Raw genomic sequence first — 19,261 nt, 5'->3', positions numbered from 1 at the left:
CACGCGTCCCGTCTGGCACAATTGACCAGTTGTCTCCAGCGGTTGCAGGCCGGCCGGGCCGCTTCCCGCCTGCTGCGAGATACGCGCAAGTTGCCCAAAACCATCGGCTTGGCGACCGCTCACCCTCGCGGTGAGGGCTGTTGCCGCAGGCCGCGACCGCAAGGAAGTGTCTTCTTACGATGAACCGCCTGGACTTCGTCGACCAAGCGTCGCTGCGCGACGACATCCCGGTTTTCGGCCCGGGCGACACCATCAACGTGCACGTCAAGGTCATCGAGGGCGCCAAGGAGCGTATCCAGGTGTTCAAGGGCGTGGTGATCCGCCGGCAGGGCGGCGGCATCCGCGAAACCTTCACCGTGCGCAAGGAGAGCTACGGCGTCGGCGTCGAGCGGACCTTCCCGGTGCATTCCCCGAACATCGACCACATCGAGGTGGTGACCCGTGGCGATGTCCGCCGCGCGAAGCTCTACTACCTGCGTGAGCTTCGCGGCAAGAAGGCCAAGATCAAGGAAAAGCGCTGAGCCGGGGCGGCCGGGCGGCAGTTCCGGTCGGTTTACAGCGTCACAATCTGCGCTGGCTACTCTGATCTCGTGACCGATCCCACGGACTCATCTGAGCCCCAGTCCGCCCAGTCAGAGCCGAAGGTCTCCACCCGCATCCCGGACACGCCCGAAGGCGAGTCGTCGAAGGACGCCGAACCGCTCCCCGAGCCGGGGGAGGCGACCGAGGACGGCGCGCCGGAGCGCGCCAAGCGATCCACTTTGCGGGAATTCGCGCTCCTGGCGGTGATCGCGGTGGGGCTCTACTACGTCATGTTGACGTTCGTTGCCCGGCCCTACCTGATCCCGTCGGAATCGATGGAGCCGACGCTGCACGGGTGCGCCGGCTGCGTAGGCGACCGGATCATGGTCGACAAGGTCAGCTATCGCTTCGGCGCACCGCGGCCGGGCGATGTCATCGTCTTCAAGGGACCGCCCTCCTGGAACCTCGGGTACAAGTCGATCCGGTCCAACAACACCGTCCTGCGCTGGGCGCAGGACGCGCTGTCCTTCATCGGCTTCGTGCCTCCCGACGAGAACGACTTGGTCAAGCGGGTCATCGCGGTCGGTGGGCAGACGGTGCAGTGCCGGGCGGACACCGGTCTGACGGTCGACGGCAAGCCGCTCAAGGAGCCCTACCTGGACCCGGCCACCATGATGGCCGACCCCGCGGTCTACCCGTGCCTGGGCAGCGAGTTCGGGCCGGTCACCGTCCCGCAGGGGCGGCTGTGGGTGATGGGTGACAACAGGACGCACTCCGCGGATTCGCGTGCCCACTGCACCAGCGTCCCGGCTGAGGCGCTCAAAGGGGTGTTGTGCACGGGCGATCCGACGTCGGGAACGGTTCCCGTGTCCAACGTGATCGGCAAGGCGAGGTTCATCGTGTGGCCGCCGGGACGATGGGGTGGCGTGTCTTCGGTGAACCCGCAGCAACATCAGTAGCCATGGCGCGACCATGACCCGGACGTGGCCGCCGCGGACGGTGATCCGCAAGTCGTCCGGATTGCGCACCCTGGAGTCCGCCCTGTACCGCAGCGGTCTGGGGCCGGTGGCCGGCGTGGACGAAGTCGGCCGCGGCGCCTGCGCGGGCCCACTGGTGGTGGCGGCCTGCGTGCTCGGGCAGGGGCGGTTGGAAAGCCTTGCCGCGCTTGATGACTCGAAGAAGCTCACCGAGAGCGCCCGGGAGAAGCTGTTCCCGTTGATCCGGCGTTGCGCGCTGGCCTACCACGTGGTGTTCATCCCGCCGGCCGAAGTCGACCGGCGCGGCGTGCACGTCGCCAACATCGAAGGCATGCGCCGCGCCGTGGCCGGCCTGTCGCTGCGGCCCGGGTATGTGCTCAGCGACGGATTCCGGGTGCCCGGCCTGCCGGTGCCGTCGCTGCCGGTGATCGGCGGCGACGCGGTGGCGGCGTGCATCGCCGCGGCCAGCGTGCTGGCGAAGGTGAGCCGGGACCGGCTGATGGTGGCCATGGACGCCGAGCACCCGGGGTACGGCTTCGCCGAGCACAAGGGCTACGGCACACCGGCGCACAGCGCGGCCCTCACCCGGCTGGGTCCCTGCCCCGAACATCGCCATTCGTTCATCAATGTGCGGCGGGTGGCCCTAGGGTCAGAGACGGCGGGCGGCCGCGTGGTGGCGGAATGCGGGCCGGACCCTCGCCCGCGCGCGGCGAATATCGGTGAGGAAAGATGGGTCGAAGATTCCCCGGGCGGATCGCCGGGGAAGTGTTTCTCCGAGAAGGACGTCTGAGCAGATGAGTGCCGAGGATCTCGAAAAGTACGAAACCGAGATGGAGCTCTCGCTGTACCGCGAATACAAGGACATCGTCGGCCAGTTCAGCTACGTGGTGGAAACCGAACGGCGCTTCTACCTGGCCAACAGCGTGGAGATGGTGCCCCGCAACGCCGACGGCGAGGTGTACTTCGAGCTGCGACTGTCCGACGCCTGGGTGTGGGACATGTACCGTCCGGCGCGGTTCGTCAAACAGGTCCGGGTGGTGACGTTCAAGGACGTCAACATCGAAGAGGTGGAAAAGCCCGAGCTACGGCTGCCGGAATAGCCGGCGCTAGCCGTCGCCCGCCGCCTGCTTGTCCTCCGGGGCCGGCAGTTCGCCGCGGCGGTCGATGACCTCCCGCGCCACATCGGCCAGCTTGATGTTCAATGCCTGGGAATGGCGCCGCAGCAGGTCGAACGCCTCCTCCTCGGTCATGTCGTGGAGCAGCATCAACATGCCGACCGCCTTACCGATCTCCCGGTTGCTCAGCAGCCCCCGGCGCAGGCTGGTGGCGTCCTCACCCTTGGCGACCGCGTTGATGGCCACGCTGGCGAACGCGGCCAGCAGCGCCCCGCGTCCGGCCGACTCGGCGTCGAACACGTTGGCAGTGTCGCTGAAGAGGTTGAGCGCGGCGCCCTTGCGCTTGTCCATCAGCAGCCGGAAGCCCATCGCCCCGCGCACCGGGGTCTCGGCCACCAGGACCTTCGCGAGCTTGGGCCACAGCGACGGCGTGGTGAGGTCCGGATCGATCTGGGGCGTCTCCTCCTCGATGGCGTCGATGCAGGGTCCGTCCCCCGAACGTCGTTCCAGCTCGTCGACGTGCTGCGCCAACCGGTCGCTCGCGCCCACCGTGACGTAGCGGTCGCCCTCGCGCACCAACAGGCTGGCGTGGTCACACCCGGGGACGACCAGGGTGGCGGCGACGCAGATGGCCGCATACATCTGGCCGGCGTCGGAGCCCTGGTAGATGATCTCGGCCAGCGCGGCGAAAACGGTACCCGGGTCGGCCTTCTCACCGCCGGGCGTCGAGCCGCCGTCGGCCGTCGATTCGTCCCCCATGTTGTGCCTCATTTCCTGCGCAGTCGGCAGTATGACCCCGCGCCTGATCGCCGTAGATTATCGGTCCTCGGCGCGAGCCTCACACGATGTTCGGTGCGATTGCACCGAAATCCACGCGCCCCGGGCTGCCGGCCACGGGCCGGCGAAAACATTTGCTGACAATACGGGTACCCGCGCGTCCTGCGCTCACAAATGGCGGCACCCCGCGCCGTTCCCGGGGTGATGTTTCCCACCCGTGGTTTCGCCGGGCCCCGGCCGGGCAAGAGCCTTGGGATGGGAATTACGGTCGCGGTGACCGGGCCGACCGGCGAGATCGGCATGTCGGCCGTGACGGCGCTGGAGCGCGAACCCGCCGTGGACGCCATCGTCGGGATGGCGCGCCGGCCGTTCGACCCGTCGTCGCGCGGCTGGCTGAAGACCAGCTATCAGCAGGGCGACATCCTGGATCGCGATGCCGTCGACGCCCTGGTGGCACAGGCCGACGTGGTGATCCACCTGGCTTTCATCATCATGGGTTCGCGGGAAGAGAGCGCCCGCATCAACCTGCAGGGCACCCGCAACGTCTTCGAGGCGACCGTGGCCAGCGAGCGGACGCGCCGCCTGGTGTACACCTCGTCGGTGGCGGCCTACGGCTACCACGCCGACAACCCCGACCCGCTCACCGAAGACGTCCCGGCGCGAGGCTCCGACGAGCACTACTACTCCGCGCAGAAGGCGGCGTGCGAGGCGCTGCTCGGTGAGATCACGAAGGACTCGCCGCTCGAGGTGTTCGTGCTGCGGCCGTGCATCGTCGCGGGGCCCAACGCCACCGTCCTGGCCGACGCGATGCCGTGGAACCAGCTGCCCGGCCCGATGCGCGCCGTGGTCAAGGCGGTGCCGATCCTGAAGCCGGTCGTGCCGGATCCCGGCATTCCCTTGCAGCTGGTGCACCACGACGACGTCGCGAGCGCGATCGCGCTGGCGGCCACCGCCCCGGCGCCGCCCGGCGCCTACAACATCGCCGGTGACGGTGTGGTGACGGTCGGCGACGTGGCCCGGGCCCTGGGTGGCCGTCCTGTGCGGGTGCCGGCGGTCGCCGCCTCCGCCGCGTCGGCGGCGCTGTCGCGGGTCCCGCTGGTCCCGTCGATGCTGGAGTGGCTGCACACCGCGCGCACGTCGATGGTCATGGACACCACCAAAGCGCGCACCCAGCTCGGCTGGCGGCCGCTGCACTCGTCGGCGGAAACCCTGGCGGCGCTGGCTTCGGCGGTGTGACGTCGACCAGGGTAGCTTTGGCTGCGTGATGTCCCCGCGTTGCGCCGCGCGCCCGGCTGGCGGTGAAATCGCCCAGTGCGGCACGTAACCGCACGCCGGCGGGTCAAGCACCTCTCCGCCGGTAAAGCGATCACCCGGCCGGAGACGCTCGTCGTCGAGGAGCCGCTGGAGATCCGGGTGAACGGCGCCGCGGTCACCGTGACGATGCGCACGCCCGGCGCGGATTTCGAACTGGCCCAAGGCTTTCTGCTGACCGAGGGGATCATCGCCGGCCGCGACGACGTGCAGACCATCCGGTACTGCGGCGGCGCCGTCGACGGCGCGAACACCTACAACGTCCTCGACGTGACGCTGGCCGCCGGCGTCCCCGCGCCCACCCTCGACGTCACCCGCAACTTCTACACCACCTCGTCGTGCGGGGTGTGCGGAAAGGCGTCGCTGGACGCGGTGCGGTTGGTCGGCCGCTTCGCGCCCGGCGCGGATCCCGCCACCGTCGCGGCGGCGACGCTCAAGGCGATGCCACCCCAACTGCGTTCGGCGCAAAAGGTTTTCGACAGCACCGGGGGGCTGCACGCCGCCGCGCTGTTCGGCGTCGACGGCACCATGCTGGTGGTGCGCGAGGACGTGGGCAGGCACAATGCGGTCGACAAGGTCATCGGCTGGGCGCTGGAACACCGACGGGTCCCGCTGGCGGGCTCGGTGCTCCTGGTCAGTGGTCGGGCCTCCTTCGAGCTGACGCAGAAGGCCGTGCTGGCCGGGATTCCGGTGCTCGCCGCGGTGTCCGCGCCGTCGTCGCTGGCGGTCTCGTTGGCCGAGGAGTCCGGGATCACTTTGGTGGCGTTCCTGCGCGAGGACTCGATGAACGTCTACACCCGAGCGGATCGAATCAGCTAGTCGTTTCCCGCCGGCTGTGGATGAACGCGGCACTGGGGATAACCGGTCGCCCGGCCGGGCCCGCCGGCGCCGCCGCGGCCGGCCTTGTCGTGGCCGTTGCGCACAGTTGCCCCATGACGACCGAAACGACGATGACCCGGGTCCAGCTCGGGGCGATGGGTGAGGCGCTGGCGGTGGACCATCTGACGAAGATGGGATTGCGCGTGCTGCACCGCAACTGGCGCTGCCGCTACGGCGAACTCGACGTCGTGGCCTGCGACGAGGCCGCCCGCACGGTGGTGTTCGTCGAGGTGAAAACCCGTACCGGCGACGGCTACGGCGGGCTTCCGTACGCGGTCACCGAGCGTAAGGTGCGCAGGCTGCGCCGGCTGGCCGGGCTGTGGCTGGCCGCCCAGGACACCCGCTGGGCCGGGCTTCGCATCGACGTGATCCAGGTGCGGATCGGGCGCCGCCGCACCCCGGAAATCACCCACCTGCAAGGGATCGGCTGATGGCGCTGGGGCGCGCCTTCTCGGTCGCCGTGCGCGGGGTGGACGGGCAGATCGTGGAGATCGAGGCCGACATCACCTCCGGTCTGCCGGGCGTGCACCTGGTGGGTCTGCCCGACGCCGCCCTGCAGGAGTCCCGGGACCGGGTGCGGGCGGCGGTGGCCAATTGCGGCAACAGCTGGCCGATGGCGCGGCTCACGCTGGCGCTCTCCCCGGCGACGCTGCCGAAGATGGGCTCGGTCTACGACATCGCCTTGGCCGCGGCCGTCCTGTCGGCGCAGCGTAAGAACCCGTGGGAGCGCCTGGAGAAGACGGTGCTTCTGGGTGAGCTGTCGCTGGATGGCCGCGTCCGCCCGGTGCGCGGCGTGCTGCCGGCGGTGCTGGCCGCCAAACGCGACGGCTGGCCGGTCGTCGTCGTCCCGGTGGACAATCTGGCCGAGGCCAGCCTGGTTGACGGCATCGAGGTCTGGGGCGTGCGCACGCTGGGGCAGTTGCAGAAGTGGCTCGGCGCGTCGGCCGCTTTGGAGGAAAGGATCACCGCGACGGCCACCGCGCCGGAACTCTCGGTGGATCTCGCTGAGGTGGTCGGGCAGACGCAGGCGCGCTTCGCGGTGGAGGTGGCCGCCGCCGGGGCGCACCACCTCATGCTCACCGGCCCGCCGGGCGTCGGGAAAACGATGCTTGCCCAACGACTTCCGGGCCTGCTTCCGCCGCTGTCGGAGAGCGAGTCACTGGAGGTCACCGCGATCCACTCGGTGGCCGGCCTGCTGTCGGGGGACACGCCGCTGATCACCATCCCGCCGTTCGTGGCGCCACATCACAGCTCCAGCGTGGCGGCGCTCGTCGGCGGCGGCTCCGGCATGGCGCGCCCGGGCGCCGTGAGCCGCGCGCACCGCGGCGTGCTTTTCCTCGACGAATGCGCGGAGATCAGCGTGCGTGCGCTGGAGGCGTTGCGAACCCCGTTGGAGGACGGGGAGATTCGTCTCGCCCGCCGCGACGGGGTGGCGTGTTACCCGGCGCGGTTCCAGCTGGTGATGGCGGCCAACCTGTGCCCATGCGCGCCCGCCGACCCGCAGGACTGCATCTGTGCGGCCGCGGTCAAGCGCCGCTACCTGGGGAAGTTGTCCGGGCCCCTGCTCGACCGGGTCGACCTGCGGGTGCAGATGCATGCGGTGCGGGCAGGCGCCTTCTCGGGCGTCCAGGCCGAGTCGACGGCACAGGTGCGGCAGCGGGTGGCGCAGGCCCGTGCGGCGGCGGCCCAGCGCTGGCGACCGTACGGGTTCCGCACCAACGCCGAGGTGAGCGGGGCGCTGCTGCGCCGAAAGTTCCGTCCCGGCAACACCACCATGGCCCCACTGCAGAAGGCGCTGGACCTGGGGCTGCTCAGCATCCGGGGCCTGGACCGCACCCTGCGAGTCGCGTGGAGCCTGACCGACCTCGCCGGCGGGGTGTCGCCGGGACCCGAGGAGGTCGCGGCCGCGCTCAGCTTCCGGCAGTCGGGGGCGGCGCGATGAGCGCCGGATCACCAGTACGCCCTGGTCAGCCAGTCGTTGTGCCCGCCCCGGACTACGATCGCCGCGGTCACCAGGATGGCGAACGCCCGGGCGAACTGCGCCATCGCGCGACCGCCTTCGCCGCGGTGTTCCATATCGCGCAACGCCACGGACGCCAGCGCGCCGCTCAGGATCGGAATGGGCAACCCGCACCAGCTGACCAGGCTCAGGGCGAACGCCGCGATCGCCCAGGGGTTGACGGGCCGGGCGGGCGCGGCGAGCCGGGTCGGCTGGCAGATGATCACGGTTCCCTCCGTTCGTTGCCGGCTGAGCGATGGCGAATGGGGTTCGACGACAACACGTTCGCGCATGCGGCTAAACGGATCCTTGGCGAATGCTTGGAACTGCGAACACGGCCATGCTGACCGCTATCGACGATCCCGTGCTGCGCGCTTGGGCATACCTGTCCCGGGTGGCCGAGCCGCCGTGCGCCCAGCTCACCGCCCTGGTGCGGTCCGTCGGCCCGGTGGAGGCCGCCGACCGGGTGCGCCGCGGCCTGGTGGACGACGAGCTGGCGCGACACACCGAGGCGAGGCGCGAAATCGACTGCGCCGCGGCCGACCTCGAGCTCCTCGCCAACCGTGGCGGACGCCTGATCACCCCCGACGATGACGAGTGGCCGCTGCTGGCATTCGCGGCGTTCGGGGGCGCTTCGGTCAAGGCGCGCGGCGGGACGCCGATGGTGCTGTGGGCGCAGGGCCCCAGCCGGCTCGACGAGGTGGCGCATCGCGCGGCAGCCGTGGTGGGGACTCGGGCCGCGACGGCATACGGCGAGCAGGTGGCCGACGACTTGGCCGTCGGGCTGGCGCAACGTGAGGTCGCCGTCGTCTCCGGCGGCGCGTACGGCATCGACGGCGCGGCGCACCGCGCGGCGCTCAACGCCGACGGGATCACCGTGGCCGTCCTCGCCGGCGGGCTGGACGTCCCCTATCCGAGCGGTCACTCGGCGTTACTGCATCGCATCGGCCAGCACGGGCTGCTGTTCACCGAGTACCCGCCCGGTGTCCGGCCGGCTCGCCACCGATTCCTGACCCGCAACCGCCTGGTGGCCGCCGTCGCCGGCGCCGCGGTGGTGGTGGAAGCCGGGCTGCGCAGCGGCGCGGCGAACACCGCCGCCTGGGCGCGGGCGCTGGGACGCGCGGTGGCCGCCGTGCCCGGGCCGGTGACCTCGTCGGCGTCGGCCGGGTGCCACGCGCTGCTGCGCGGCGGGGCCGAGCTGGTGACCCGGGCCGACCACGTCGTCGAGCTCATCGGCCGCATCGGTGAGTTGGCGGCCGACGAACCACGCCCCGCTACCGCGCTCGACGGGCTCGGCGACGCCGAGCGCCGGGTTTACGAGGCGCTGCCGGGCCGCGGCGCGGCCACCGTCGAGCAGCTCGCGGTCGCGTCGGGGCTGGCACCCGAGCGCGTGCTGGGGCCGCTGGCGATCCTGGAGCTGGCCGGGCTGGTGCAGCGCCAGGACGGTCGATGGCGCCTTGTCCGGGCCGCCGGCGGTCAAGCTGCGCCGACAACGCGGCTCGTATAGTCGACCGGGGGCCGGGTCTGGACGGGAGGACAAGTGGCGGGTCGACCTCTGCAACGCTTCGAGGTTGTCGATACGAAAGAACTCACACCGCACATGGTCGCGGTGGTACTGAGGGGCGTGGATTTCGACGCCTTCGTGCCCAGCAAATTCACCGACTCCTACGTCAAGTTGGTGTTCGTCTCCGATGACGTCGACGTCGCGGAACTGCCCCAGCCGTTGACGCTGGACAGCTTCGCCGAGCTGCCCCCGGAGAAGAGGCCGTCGGTCCGGACCATGACGGTCCGCCACGTCGACGTGGCGGCCCGCGAGATCACCCTGAACATCGTCACCCACGGCGAGCACGGGATCGCCGGCCAGTGGGCGGCCGCCGCCGAGCCCGGCCAGCGGATCTTCTTGATGGGTCCCGGTGGGGCCTACACGCCCGACCCGGCCGCCGACTGGCACCTGCTGGCCGGCGACGAATCCGCGCTGCCCGCGATCGCCGCGGCGCTGGAAGCGTTGCCCCCCAACGCCGTCGGCAAGGCGTTCATCGAGGTGGCGGGCCAGGAAGACGAGATCCCGCTAACCGCGCCGGAGGGCGTCGAGGTGCACTGGGTGTATCGCGGTGGCCGCGCCGACCTGGTTCCCGAGGACCGCGCCGGCGACCACGCCCCGCTGATCGAGGCGGTCACCACCACTCCGTGGCTGCCCGGCCAGGTGCACGTCTTCATCCACGGCGAGGCCCAAAGCGTCATGCACAACCTGCGGCCCTACATCCGCAAGGAGCGCGGCGTGGACGCCAGGTGGGCGTCGTCCATCTCGGGTTACTGGCGGCGCGGCCGCACCGAAGAGACGTTCCGGCAATGGAAGAGGGAACTGTCCGAGGCGGAGGCCGGGGCCTCGTAGCGGGTTCGTCGGCCCGGCTGCCGGCTGGCATCCTCTTATCCCATGGCGCACTTCGGCGATTACCAGAACGAGATCTACTTCAAGGGCCTGGGTGGGGTGGCGCCCGCGCTGCCGATGGCCTTCGCGGAGCTCGAGGCCCGGGCCGAGCGGGCCATGTCGCCGTCGGTGTGGTCCTATGTCACCGGCGGAGCCGGCGACGAGCGCACCCAGCGGGCCAATCGCGAGGCGTTCGACCGCTGGGGTTTGATGCCCCGTATGTTCGTCGGCGCCGCCGAGCGTGACCTGTCGGTAGAGATGTTCGGCCTGACCCTGCCGTCGCCGGTGTTCATGGCCCCGATCGGCGTCATCGGCATCTGTGCTCAAGATGGCCACGGCGACCTGGCCACCGCGCGCGCCGCAGCGGCCACGGCTGTCCCGATGGTCGTTTCCACCCTGACCGCCGACCCGTTGGAAGACGTCGCCGCACAATTCGGCGACACCCCCGGGTTTTTTCAGCTGTACACGCCGAAGAATCGTGAGCTCGCCGCCAGCCTTGTTCAGCGGGCCGAGGCCGCCGGTTACAAGGGCATCATCGTCACTCTGGACACCTGGATCCCCGGCTGGCGTCCGCGCGACCTCAGCACGGCGAACTTTCCGCAGTTGCGCGGGCTGTGCCTGAGCAACTACACCAGCGACCCGGTCTTTCGCGCCGGCCTGCAGCGCCCGCCCGAGGAGGACCCGCAAGCCACTGTGCTGCAGTGGGTCACGACGTTCGGCAATCCGTTGACGTGGGACGACCTGCCGTGGCTGCGATCGCTGACCAAGCTGCCGCTCATCATCAAGGGCATCTGCCATCCCGACGACGCCCGGCGCGCCAGGGACGGTGGCGTCGACGGCATCTACTGCTCGACGCACGGCGGCCGGCAGGCCAACGGCGGACTGCCCGCTCTCGATTGCCTGCCGGGGGTGGTGGAGGCGGCCGACGGCCTCCCGGTGCTGTTCGATTCGGGCATCCGCAACGGCGCCGACATCGTCAAGGCGCTGGCGCTAGGCGCGACCGCGGTGGGCGTCGGTCGTCCGTACGCCTACGGTCTGGCACTGGGCGGCGTTGACGGCATTGTGCACGTGCTGCGTTCGCTGCTGGCTGAAGCCGACCTGATCATGGCCGTCGACGGCTATCCGACGCTGAAAGATCTCACCCCGGACACGCTTCGGCGCGTCGACTGAACCAGGTCCCCGGCTCCTGCGAACGTTGCAGGCGTGGAGGCCATCCTCGAGGAGTTCGACGAGTACCTGGCGCTGCAGTGCGGCCGTTCGGCGCACACCCGTCGGGCCTACCTCGGCGACCTGCGCTCGCTGCTGACGTTCCTCGAGAGCCGCGGCGCCGCGCTCGACACGTTGAGCCTGCCGCTCTTGCGCTCCTGGTTGTCGTCCACGGCCGCGGCCGGTGCGGCGCGCACGACGCTGGCGCGTCGCACCTCGGCGGTCAAGGCGTTCACCGCATGGGCCGCGCGGCGCGGCCTGCTGGCCGGGGACCCCGCCGCCCGACTCCAGGTGCCCAAGGCGCATCGCACCCTGCCGGCGGTGCTGCGCCAGGACCAGGCGCTCGACGCCATGGCCGCCGCGAAATCCGGTGCCCAGCAAGGGGATCCGATGGCGTTGCGGGACCGGCTGATCGTCGAGATGTTGTATGCCACCGGAATCCGGGTGAGCGAGCTGTGCGGCCTGGACGTCGACGACGTGGACACCGGACATCGGGTGATCCGCGTGCTGGGCAAGGGCAACAAGCAGCGCACCGTGCCCTTCGGGATGCCGGCCGCCGAGGCGCTGCGCGCCTGGCTGCACGACGGACGGCCCACGCTGGTGACCGCGGAGTCGGGCCCCGCGCTGCTGCTGGGTGCGCGCGGGCGGCGCCTCGACGTGCGCCAGGCCCGCACCGTCGTGCACCAGACGGTCGCCGCGGTGGACGGTGCGCCCGACATGGGGCCGCACGGGCTGCGGCACAGCGCGGCGACGCACCTGCTCGAAGGCGGGGCCGACCTGCGGGTGGTGCAGGAGCTGCTCGGCCATTCCAGCCTGGCGACCACCCAGCTCTACACCCACGTCGCCGTCTCCCGATTGCGCGCGGTGCATGATCAGGCGCACCCGCGGGCGTGAGGGTCTGCATTGACGGCGTCGGGTGTGCGTTGACGGCGCAAAATCCGGGAAATTCGCGCCCTGGACGCACACGCAAAGCCCTGGACGCACACGCGAAGCCGCGAAGCGCCCTCATCCGTCCAGCGGTTTGAGCCGGATCGGAGTCGACTTCACCAGGCCCAGCGGATCGACATAGTGGGCGCCGGACGCCGGACCCCACATCGCACCCCAATGCAGACATGCCGCGGCCCGGCAACCGGCATGCCCGGCCTCCAACGAGCCGATCACCGTCTGGGCCGTCACCGCCTGACCCGCCCGCACCGCGGCCCGGACCGGCTCGTAGCTGGTGTGCAACCCGCCCGGGTGGGCCAGCGACACCACAGGCCGTCCCGCCAGCTGCCCGGCGAACACCACGGTGGCGCCGCCCGCCGCATACACGGGCTGGCCGGGGGCGCCGGGCAGGTCCACCCCGCGATGTCCGGGCTTCCAATCCGGTGACGGGGCGTCGAAGCCCCGGCCCACGGCCGGGGCCGGGGGCGGGCGCAACGGCCAGTCCAGGCGCGCGTCGCCCGCGGCGGGGGGCGCCGCGATAAGCGCCGTCAGCCACACAAAAAGCCCCCAGCCCCGTCGCACCCGCTCAGTTCACTCCCCCGCCGGCGCCCGCACCACTCAGGCCCGCCGATGCTGTGCAAAACCACCTGCTGAGTCGGTGTAAACTGCTGGTCGCAGCTCGTCCGCGGGCTGACTTCGCGCGTCCGCCCGCGTCTCCCGTTCCACTAGGAGTTCGCACCGCGTGCCGGGCGGTCCCTTAACTGGGTCCGGCATCGCAGCAGGCGCCAGGGCCCGGCTTCACCCGATGCCGGGCGACAACCGACACAAGTAAGGCGCAACCATGGCCGTCGTAACCATGAAGCAGCTGCTCGACAGCGGCACTCACTTCGGGCACCAGACCCGTCGCTGGAACCCCAAGATGAAGCGGTTCATCTTCACCGACCGCAACGGCATCTACATCATCGACCTGCAGCAGACGCTGACCTTCATCGACAAGGCGTACGAGTTCGTCAAGGAAACCGTCGCCCACGGCGGCACGGTGCTGTTCGTCGGGACCAAGAAGCAGGCCCAGGAATCGGTCGCCGCCGAGGCCACCCGCGTCGGCATGCCGTATGTGAACCAGCGCTGGCTGGGCGGCATGCTCACCAACTTCTCCACCGTGCACAAGCGGCTGCAGCGCCTCAAGGAGCTCGAGGCGATGGAGCAGACCGGTGGCTTCGAGGGTCGCACCAAGAAGGAAATCTTGATGCTGACCCGGGAGAAGAACAAGCTGGAGCGAAGCCTGGGCGGTATCCGCGACATGGCCAAGGTGCCGTCGGCGATCTGGGTGGTCGACACCAACAAGGAGCACATCGCCGTCGGCGAGGCCCGCAAGCTGGGCATCCCGGTCATCGCGATCCTGGACACCAACTGCGACCCCGACGAGGTCGACTACCCGATCCCCGGCAACGACGACGCGATTCGCTCGGCCGCGCTGCTGACCAAGGTGATCGCCTCCGCGGTCGCCGAGGGCCTGCAGGCGCGCGCCGGAGTCGGCCGCGGCGACGGCAAGCCCGAGGCGGAAGCCGCCGAGCCGCTGCCCGAATGGGAGCAGGAACTGCTGGCCTCCGCCGCTGCCAGCGCCCCCACCGATGCTGCTGCGGGCGCGCCCGAATCCACACCCACGGAAGGCTGATATGGCCAACTTCACCGCCGCCGACGTCAAGAAGCTTCGGGAGCTCACCGGCGCCGGCATGCTGGACTGCAAGAACGCGCTGGCCGAGAGCGATGGCGACTTCGACAAGGCGGTCGAGGCGCTGCGCATCAAGGGCGCCAAGGACGTGGGCAAGCGTGCCGAGCGCGCCACGGCCGAGGGTCTGGTCGCGGCCAAGGGCGGCGCGCTGATCGAGCTGAACTCCGAGACCGACTTCGTCGCCAAGAACGCCGAGTTCCAGGCCCTGGCCGACCAGGTCATCGACGCCGCGCTGGCCGCGAAGGCCGCCGACGTCGAGACGCTCAAGGCGGCTCCTATTTCTTCGGGATCGGCGACTAAGACCGTCGAGCAGGCCATCGCCGACCTGTCGGCCAAGATCGGCGAGAAGCTCGAGTTGCGGCGCGTGCAGTACTTCGACGGCAACGTCGAGGCCTACCTGCACAAGCGCGCCGCCGACCTGCCCCCGGCAGTCGGCGTGCTGGTGGAGTTCAGCGGCGAAAACAAAGACGCGGCCCACACGGTCGCGCTCCAGATCGCCGCGCTCAAGGCGCGCTTCCTCTCGCGCGACGACGTCCCCGAAGACGTCGTGGCCAGCGAGCGCCGCATCGCCGAGGAAACGGCCAAGGCCGAGGGCAAGCCGGAGCAGGCGCTGCCCAAGATCGTCGAGGGCCGGCTGAACGGATTCTTCAAGGACGCGGTGCTGCTGGAGCAGCCGTCGGTGTCCGACAGCAAGAAGACGGTCAAGGCGCTGCTCGACGAGGCCGGTGTCACGGTGACGCGCTTCGTTCGCTTCGAGGTGGGCCAGGCTTAACCCGCGGGCACGCGCGCGTTAGCGTCTGGTGCTATGCGACACGTGCACGCGTTCGGCGACGACGCCCTCGGTGATCTGGACGCGGTGGGCCTCGCCCACGCCATCCAGGCCGGGTGGGTGAGCAGGGCGGAGGTCGTCGAGGCCGCCATCGCCCGCACCGAGGCCGTCGATCCGATCCTCAACGGCCTGGCGTATGCGGCGTTCCAGCAGGCGCGAACCGCCCCGGCGGCGAGCGGCTTCTTTGACGGCGTCCCGACGTTCCTCAAGGACAACGTCGACATCGCCGGCCAGCCGACGATGCACGGCACCGACGCGTGGACGCCTTGGAATGCCGCCTCCGACGGCGAATTCACCCGGCTGTTCCTGGCCACCGGGCTGGCCCCCGTGGGCAAGACGCAGCTGTCGGAATTCGGATTCAGCGCGTCGGCCGAGCACCCACGGCTGGGGCCGGTCCGCAACCCGTGGAACACCGACTACAGCGCCGGCGCTTCCTCGTCGGGCTCGGGTGCGTTCGTTGCCGCCGGCGTGGTGCCCATCGCCCACGCCAACGACGGCGGCGGCTCTATCCGCATCCCCGCCGCCTGCAACGGGCTCGTCGGGCTGAAGCCCTCGCGCGGGCGGCTGCCGCTGGACGCCCACCTGCGCCGGATGCCGGTGGGCATCGTCGCCAACGGTGTGGTGACCCGGTCGGTGCGTGACACCGCGGCGCTCTACCGGGAGGCCGAACGCATCTGGCGCAACCCGAAACTGGCGTCCGTCGGGGACGTCACCGGGCCCGGCAGACGGCGGCTGCGGATCGCCGTGCTGACCCGGTCGGTGCAACGCGACTGCAGCCCCCAGGTACGCGAGCTGACGCTGAAGTCCGCCGGCCTTCTCGAGGAGTTGGGGCACCGTGTCGAATACCTCGATGAGCCCCCGGTGCCGGCCAGCTTCGTCGACGATTTCGTCCTCTACTGGGGATTTCTCGCGCTGGCCCAGGTGCGCAGCGGCCGGCACATGTTCGGCAAGACGTTCGACCGCGGGCGGTTGGACAGCCTGACGCTCGGTCTGGAGCGACACACCGGCCGCAACATCCACCGACTGCCTCTGGCCATCATGCGCCTGCGCCGAATCCGTAGGCGTACCGCGCAATTCTTCGGCACCTACGACGTCGTGCTGACCCCGACGCTCGCCGACGAGACGCCCCGCATCGGCTATCTGGCACCCACCGACTACCACCAGGTCATCGAGCGGCTGATCGACTGGGTGTCGTTCACCCCGCTGCAGAACGTCACCGGCGAGCCGGCGATCTCACTTCCGTTGGCGCAGTCCGACGACGGCATGCCGGTCGGCATGATGTTCTCGGCCGACGTCGGGCAGGAGGCGCTGCTGCTCGAGCTGGCCTACGAACTGGAAGAGGCCCGGCCCTGGGCCCGCATCCAGACGGCTTAGTTGCCGCTCAGTCGGACCCGAGCTTGTCGAGCATCCGCTTGAACTCGCGCTGCTGAGGCTCGGTCAGCTTCGCCAGGATGCGGGCATCGGCGTTCCGCACCGCGCCTTCCGCGCGCTTCAGCAGGGCCCGGCCCTGCCCGGTCAGCGTGGCGGGTAGGGCGCGGCCGCTGGACACCGATGTCGGACGCGCCACGGCGCCAATGTCTTCCAGCTTGCGCAGCACGGTGTTCATCGCCTGCGGGGTGACCCCAGCCTGCCGGGACAGCTCGGCGCTCGACGTCCCGGGAAACATCGAAAGCATGCGCAGGCAGACGAATTCGGGCAGCGTCAGACCGAGCGGGCCCAACACCGCGGACACCTCCGGTCGCAGCAGGCTCGCCACCCGATAGAGCAGGTAACCGAGCGGGGCGTCTTCGGCGAGGACCATGTCAACGATATTGACATATTTCGGCCGTCTGGACGTCGATTCGCGGCGCGAAGTCGGGATTGCTGGCCGGTCAAGGGGGTACCCGAGCAGCGGCGGCACCCGCTCGCACGGGCTTATCAGGAGGTTTTCATGCCGAAGACGGCGAAAGGCGGCAAGCCGAAGAAGGACGAACTGCCGAGCACCTTGCAGCGTTCCGGCGCCAAAGCGCAACGCACATTTGCGAAGACGCACGATGCGGCCGCCGAGGAATACGGCAGCGAAGAGCGCGCCCACCGGGTGGCGTACTCCGCCCTCAAGCACAGTTTCGAAAAGGTCGGCGACCATTGGGAGGCCAAGGACGCGAAGGGGCCGTCCGACGAGCGCGCCACCAGCGGCGGCCCGCGAGCCTCCGGGGCGACCGCCGAGGGCGTGGACGCCAACGCGAGCAAGAAACACCTGCTCGACGTGGCCCGGCGACTCGACGTCCGGGGCCGCTCGACGATGAGCAAGCCGGAGTTGGTCGACGCGATCGTCAAACACAACCGGCGGGTCCGCGGCCGCTGAGAAACGCGCCCGGCGGCCGCGCCGATGTGACCGAGACAGCACCCCCCGGCGCCGTTTAGACACGTGGCCACCGGGCATCCCGCCAGCCATGGTTGCGTCCACCACCCCTAGTCAGCTGCGCCAGTGCCTCAACGATGTGGACTTTCCGGCGAACAAGCAGGACCTGCTCGAGGCCGCCGGTCGCAATGGCTGCAACGAGAACACGATCCGCGCCCTGCGGGGCATTCCGACCGAGACCTACAACAACGCCGCCCAGGTCGCCGCGTCGGTCACCATCGCCGACGAACACGACGTCCGGGACGGCGACCAGGCCGCGGCGCGCCGCTCCCACACCAAACCCGGGCTCGCCGAGAACGGCAAGGACATCCCCGTCCAGAGCCCGATCGTCGACGAGCTGGGCGAGAACCGGGGTTCCTGACTCCGGCGCGTCACACGCTGACGGCCGAGCCGTCGAACCACCAGTGCCAGCGGGCATTTCGACCCGAGTTCGGCCCACCGATGCCGTGAGTGACCTTCGGCCCGGTCCGAGGGTCCCTAGACCCTAGCCGCCGATGGTGCGCGGTGCTCGAATTCCCTGAAGGGGGTCGGGTTTCGCGATGGAGGGCAGGGGTCATGAAGGGCATGGTTGCGGCGACTTTGGCCGGGCTCGCGGTCGGCGCGACAGCGGCGGCCCTGGCCGTGGGCACCCTGGTGACGACGGCACTCGATCGACCCGACGACGCCGACGGCCGTGCGGCGACGGCCGATACCGAATTCTTGTGCGCTGACAGGCCAATCTCCTTGCCGGACAATCCCTTAGCCCCCGCCGACAACGTCCCGACGGCCGGATGCCAGGGCGGATGGTCGCCGTGGGGCGGCGGCACCTACTGCGATGGCAACCCGTATCCCGACGGCAGCTACGACCACTGCGTCAGCGTCTCCGTGTTGGGGTGGGGCGGCACCCAGTGCTACCGCGTCTGCCCGCCGGATCCCGCCAACCCGGCGGTCCCGCTCGGCTGGACGCCCGGCATGGTGTGCCCGTTCCGCCCGTAACCGCGGTGCCCGAGGGGCCCACAGAACCGGCCGCGGCAAAACCCATGTGCTTTCTCTTTCGTGTTCGAAGGTCCGTCATGCATTGCTGCGAGCAAACGGTTCTAGGATTCGTGCGGCGGCGGCCCGGCAGTCGGGATGTCGGCGTCGTCGTCGGCAGGCGGCTCGGGGTCGCGCCATTCCTCGGCGCGACTGGACCGATTTCCGCGCAGCGTGCCGTCCAGCTTGTGTTCGAGTTCGTCATCCTCGCGCGGACTGTGCTTGGAGCTTTCCGCGTTCCGTCGACGGCCCCTTTCGTACCGGTCTGGCGGGTCTGGCTCCGACTACCCCCAGAACGGGCGCTAATCGCGCTGCCGGGGCCCACCGTGGGGTCCGCATATCACTGATACGGCGTGAATGGCGATACAGATGTTAAGAGCTGATGCGAAAGATGCTGTCCAGCAAAAAAATCCATTTCGGCAGGCAAGCGGCACCTATTCCGGAATTTAGGCACGCGAACACGTTTAGAGCGGATGACAAATGGCTATGGCCCGCTTATGTGCGTATTGCCCTTTCGAGGGGCGATTGTTCGACACGAAAGGAATGGACAATGAAGGTCACCAAGACGGCCGTGAAGACAGCCGCCGCTGCCGGGGGGATAGCGGCGGCGGGCATTTTCGCCGCGGTGCCGGCTTCGGCCGCGCCGCCGCCCAACATTCAGGGTTTCGGCACCAGCGAAAAACTCGTCGACGGGCCGCTGATCACGGACTACACGGTCAGCAACCTGCAGCCGAGCAACGCCGCGATTCCGGGCTACACGCCCAAGGGGACGCTCTACCAGGCGGACATCACCGCCCGGTCGGACGGTGGAGTCGTGACCCCGATGGTCAACGACTTCATCGCCCGCGGTCCCAATGGTCAGAACTACCGGGTGATCGACAAGGTTGGGGTCCCGAACGGCCTTAACCCGGCGCCGATCCCGCAGGGCAACGAGTCGACCGGAACGCTGTACTTCGACGTGACGGGCGCGCCGCCGAACGGCGTCGTCTACAACGACGGAATGCAAGACATTCTGATCTGGACCTCGAACGTGCAGGGTGGCGCGGCGCCTGGCGCCCCGAACGCCAGCCCGGCACCGGGCGCTCCGCCCAGCCCGGCCCCCGCCCACACGTAGTCCGGCTTGCGGAAATCTCCCCGCGTCGCGTGCGAC

Annotated in this window: 22 protein-coding genes and 1 pseudogene; 19 read left to right on the top strand and 4 right to left on the bottom strand. The window is 69.9% G+C overall.

Annotated features, from left to right (window positions below; translation table 11 throughout):
- Positions 1-179 precede the first annotated feature (179 nt).
- The 4 genes from rplS (at position 180) to C1737_RS10750 (ending at position 2,599) form a co-directional block, all read left to right on the top strand.
- The gene (rplS, locus tag C1737_RS10765) at positions 180-521 is read left to right on the top strand and encodes a 50S ribosomal protein L19 (protein WP_007775353.1); all 342 of its coding nucleotides are present in this window, start codon (positions 180-182) and stop codon (positions 519-521) included.
- Positions 522-590: 69 nt separating this feature from the next.
- The gene (gene lepB / locus C1737_RS10760) at positions 591-1,481 is read left to right on the top strand and encodes a signal peptidase I (protein WP_067918965.1); all 891 of its coding nucleotides are present in this window, start codon (positions 591-593) and stop codon (positions 1,479-1,481) included.
- A 13-nt stretch (positions 1,482-1,494) separates the two neighbouring features.
- Positions 1,495-2,289: a ribonuclease HII gene (locus C1737_RS10755; protein ID WP_233214731.1), complete on the top strand. Its 795-nt coding sequence runs from the start codon at positions 1,495-1,497 to the stop codon at positions 2,287-2,289.
- A 4-nt stretch (positions 2,290-2,293) separates the two neighbouring features.
- Positions 2,294-2,599: a DUF2469 domain-containing protein gene (locus C1737_RS10750; protein ID WP_007171389.1), complete on the top strand. Its 306-nt coding sequence runs from the start codon at positions 2,294-2,296 to the stop codon at positions 2,597-2,599.
- A gap of 6 nt (positions 2,600-2,605) precedes the next feature.
- On the opposite strand, the gene C1737_RS10745 is transcribed toward C1737_RS10750, so the two are convergent.
- Entirely contained in the window at positions 2,606-3,373 is a 768-nt protein-coding gene (locus C1737_RS10745) for a GAF and ANTAR domain-containing protein (protein WP_067918974.1), read from the bottom strand.
- A gap of 273 nt (positions 3,374-3,646) precedes the next feature.
- On the opposite strand from C1737_RS10745, the gene C1737_RS10740 reads away from it, so the two are divergent.
- The 4 genes from C1737_RS10740 to C1737_RS10725 all read left to right on the top strand — a co-directional run bounded on the left by C1737_RS10740 (position 3,647) and on the right by C1737_RS10725 (position 7,523).
- Positions 3,647-4,627: an NAD-dependent epimerase/dehydratase family protein gene (locus C1737_RS10740; RefSeq protein WP_068096449.1), complete on the top strand. Its 981-nt coding sequence runs from the start codon at positions 3,647-3,649 to the stop codon at positions 4,625-4,627.
- Positions 4,628-4,702: 75 nt separating this feature from the next.
- Complete coding sequence (gene fdhD / locus C1737_RS10735) at positions 4,703-5,521, top strand: formate dehydrogenase accessory sulfurtransferase FdhD (RefSeq protein ID WP_102418151.1); 819 nt, start codon at positions 4,703-4,705, stop codon at positions 5,519-5,521.
- A 113-nt stretch (positions 5,522-5,634) separates the two neighbouring features.
- Positions 5,635-6,012, top strand: coding sequence for a YraN family protein (locus C1737_RS10730; protein WP_067918973.1), 378 nt, complete (start codon positions 5,635-5,637; stop codon positions 6,010-6,012).
- Positions 6,012-7,523, top strand: coding sequence for a YifB family Mg chelatase-like AAA ATPase (locus C1737_RS10725; protein ID WP_102418148.1), 1,512 nt, complete (start codon positions 6,012-6,014; stop codon positions 7,521-7,523). The genes C1737_RS10730 and C1737_RS10725 overlap by 1 nt, the downstream gene beginning before the upstream one ends.
- A gap of 8 nt (positions 7,524-7,531) precedes the next feature.
- Here the strand turns inward: C1737_RS10725 and C1737_RS10720 are convergent, their stop codons facing one another.
- On the bottom strand, positions 7,532-7,873 hold the full coding sequence (locus C1737_RS10720; RefSeq protein ID WP_231980411.1) for a DUF4190 domain-containing protein: 342 nt from the start codon (positions 7,871-7,873) through the stop codon (positions 7,532-7,534).
- Positions 7,874-7,920: 47 nt separating this feature from the next.
- Between C1737_RS10720 and dprA the strand changes: the two genes are divergently transcribed.
- The 4 genes from dprA to C1737_RS10700 are packed head-to-tail and all read left to right on the top strand — an operon-like array spanning position 7,921 to position 12,108.
- The gene (gene dprA / locus C1737_RS10715) at positions 7,921-9,087 is read left to right on the top strand and encodes a DNA-processing protein DprA (RefSeq protein WP_067918960.1); all 1,167 of its coding nucleotides are present in this window, start codon (positions 7,921-7,923) and stop codon (positions 9,085-9,087) included.
- Between the two features lie 33 nt (positions 9,088-9,120).
- Complete coding sequence (locus tag C1737_RS10710) at positions 9,121-9,972, top strand: siderophore-interacting protein (RefSeq protein ID WP_068096460.1); 852 nt, start codon at positions 9,121-9,123, stop codon at positions 9,970-9,972.
- Positions 9,973-10,014: 42 nt separating this feature from the next.
- Positions 10,015-11,178: a lactate 2-monooxygenase gene (locus C1737_RS10705; RefSeq protein WP_102418146.1), complete on the top strand. Its 1,164-nt coding sequence runs from the start codon at positions 10,015-10,017 to the stop codon at positions 11,176-11,178.
- Positions 11,179-11,211: 33 nt separating this feature from the next.
- Positions 11,212-12,108 (top strand): tyrosine recombinase XerC, encoded by an 897-nt coding sequence (locus tag C1737_RS10700; protein ID WP_068096465.1) that lies wholly within the window; start codon positions 11,212-11,214, stop codon positions 12,106-12,108.
- A gap of 120 nt (positions 12,109-12,228) precedes the next feature.
- Here the strand turns inward: C1737_RS10700 and C1737_RS10695 are convergent.
- Positions 12,229-12,720: pseudogene (locus tag C1737_RS10695) on the bottom strand (M23 family metallopeptidase); the annotation flags it as partial.
- Positions 12,721-12,979: 259 nt separating this feature from the next.
- Here C1737_RS10695 and rpsB point away from each other — a divergent pair.
- From rpsB to C1737_RS10675, 3 genes are read left to right on the top strand one after another with little or no spacing between them, the layout of a single operon-like run.
- Positions 12,980-13,813 (top strand): 30S ribosomal protein S2, encoded by an 834-nt coding sequence (gene rpsB / locus C1737_RS10685; protein WP_067918955.1) that lies wholly within the window; start codon positions 12,980-12,982, stop codon positions 13,811-13,813.
- 1 nt (position 13,814) lies between these two features.
- A complete protein-coding gene (gene tsf, locus C1737_RS10680) occupies positions 13,815-14,642 on the top strand; it encodes a translation elongation factor Ts (RefSeq protein WP_102418141.1) in 828 nt (275 codons plus the stop codon).
- 33 nt (positions 14,643-14,675) lie between these two features.
- Positions 14,676-16,073: an amidase gene (locus tag C1737_RS10675; RefSeq protein ID WP_102418138.1), complete on the top strand. Its 1,398-nt coding sequence runs from the start codon at positions 14,676-14,678 to the stop codon at positions 16,071-16,073.
- 7 nt (positions 16,074-16,080) lie between these two features.
- Here the strand turns inward: C1737_RS10675 and C1737_RS10670 are convergent, their stop codons facing one another.
- Positions 16,081-16,500 (bottom strand): MarR family winged helix-turn-helix transcriptional regulator, encoded by a 420-nt coding sequence (locus C1737_RS10670; RefSeq protein ID WP_067918952.1) that lies wholly within the window; start codon positions 16,498-16,500, stop codon positions 16,081-16,083.
- A gap of 129 nt (positions 16,501-16,629) precedes the next feature.
- On the opposite strand from C1737_RS10670, the gene C1737_RS10665 reads away from it, so the two are divergent.
- The 4 genes from C1737_RS10665 (at position 16,630) to C1737_RS10650 (ending at position 19,225) form a co-directional block, all read left to right on the top strand.
- A complete protein-coding gene (locus C1737_RS10665) occupies positions 16,630-17,043 on the top strand; it encodes a ChaB family protein (RefSeq protein ID WP_067921056.1) in 414 nt (137 codons plus the stop codon).
- 88 nt (positions 17,044-17,131) lie between these two features.
- Positions 17,132-17,461 (top strand): DUF2795 domain-containing protein, encoded by a 330-nt coding sequence (locus C1737_RS10660; protein WP_102418136.1) that lies wholly within the window; start codon positions 17,132-17,134, stop codon positions 17,459-17,461.
- A 194-nt stretch (positions 17,462-17,655) separates the two neighbouring features.
- A complete protein-coding gene (locus tag C1737_RS10655; RefSeq protein ID WP_067921051.1) occupies positions 17,656-18,075 on the top strand; it encodes a hypothetical protein in 420 nt (139 codons plus the stop codon).
- Positions 18,076-18,661: 586 nt separating this feature from the next.
- A complete protein-coding gene (locus tag C1737_RS10650; protein ID WP_068099259.1) occupies positions 18,662-19,225 on the top strand; it encodes an MPT63 family protein in 564 nt (187 codons plus the stop codon).
- The last annotated feature ends 36 nt before the right edge of the window (positions 19,226-19,261 follow it).

Origin of the sequence: Mycobacterium sp. 4858, assembly GCF_900240975.1 — a bacterium.
Classification (GTDB): Bacteria; Actinomycetota; Actinomycetes; order Mycobacteriales; family Mycobacteriaceae; genus Mycobacterium.
The sequence above is the reverse complement of the archived record's forward strand: the minus strand, read 5'-3'. Positions and strand labels throughout refer to the sequence as shown.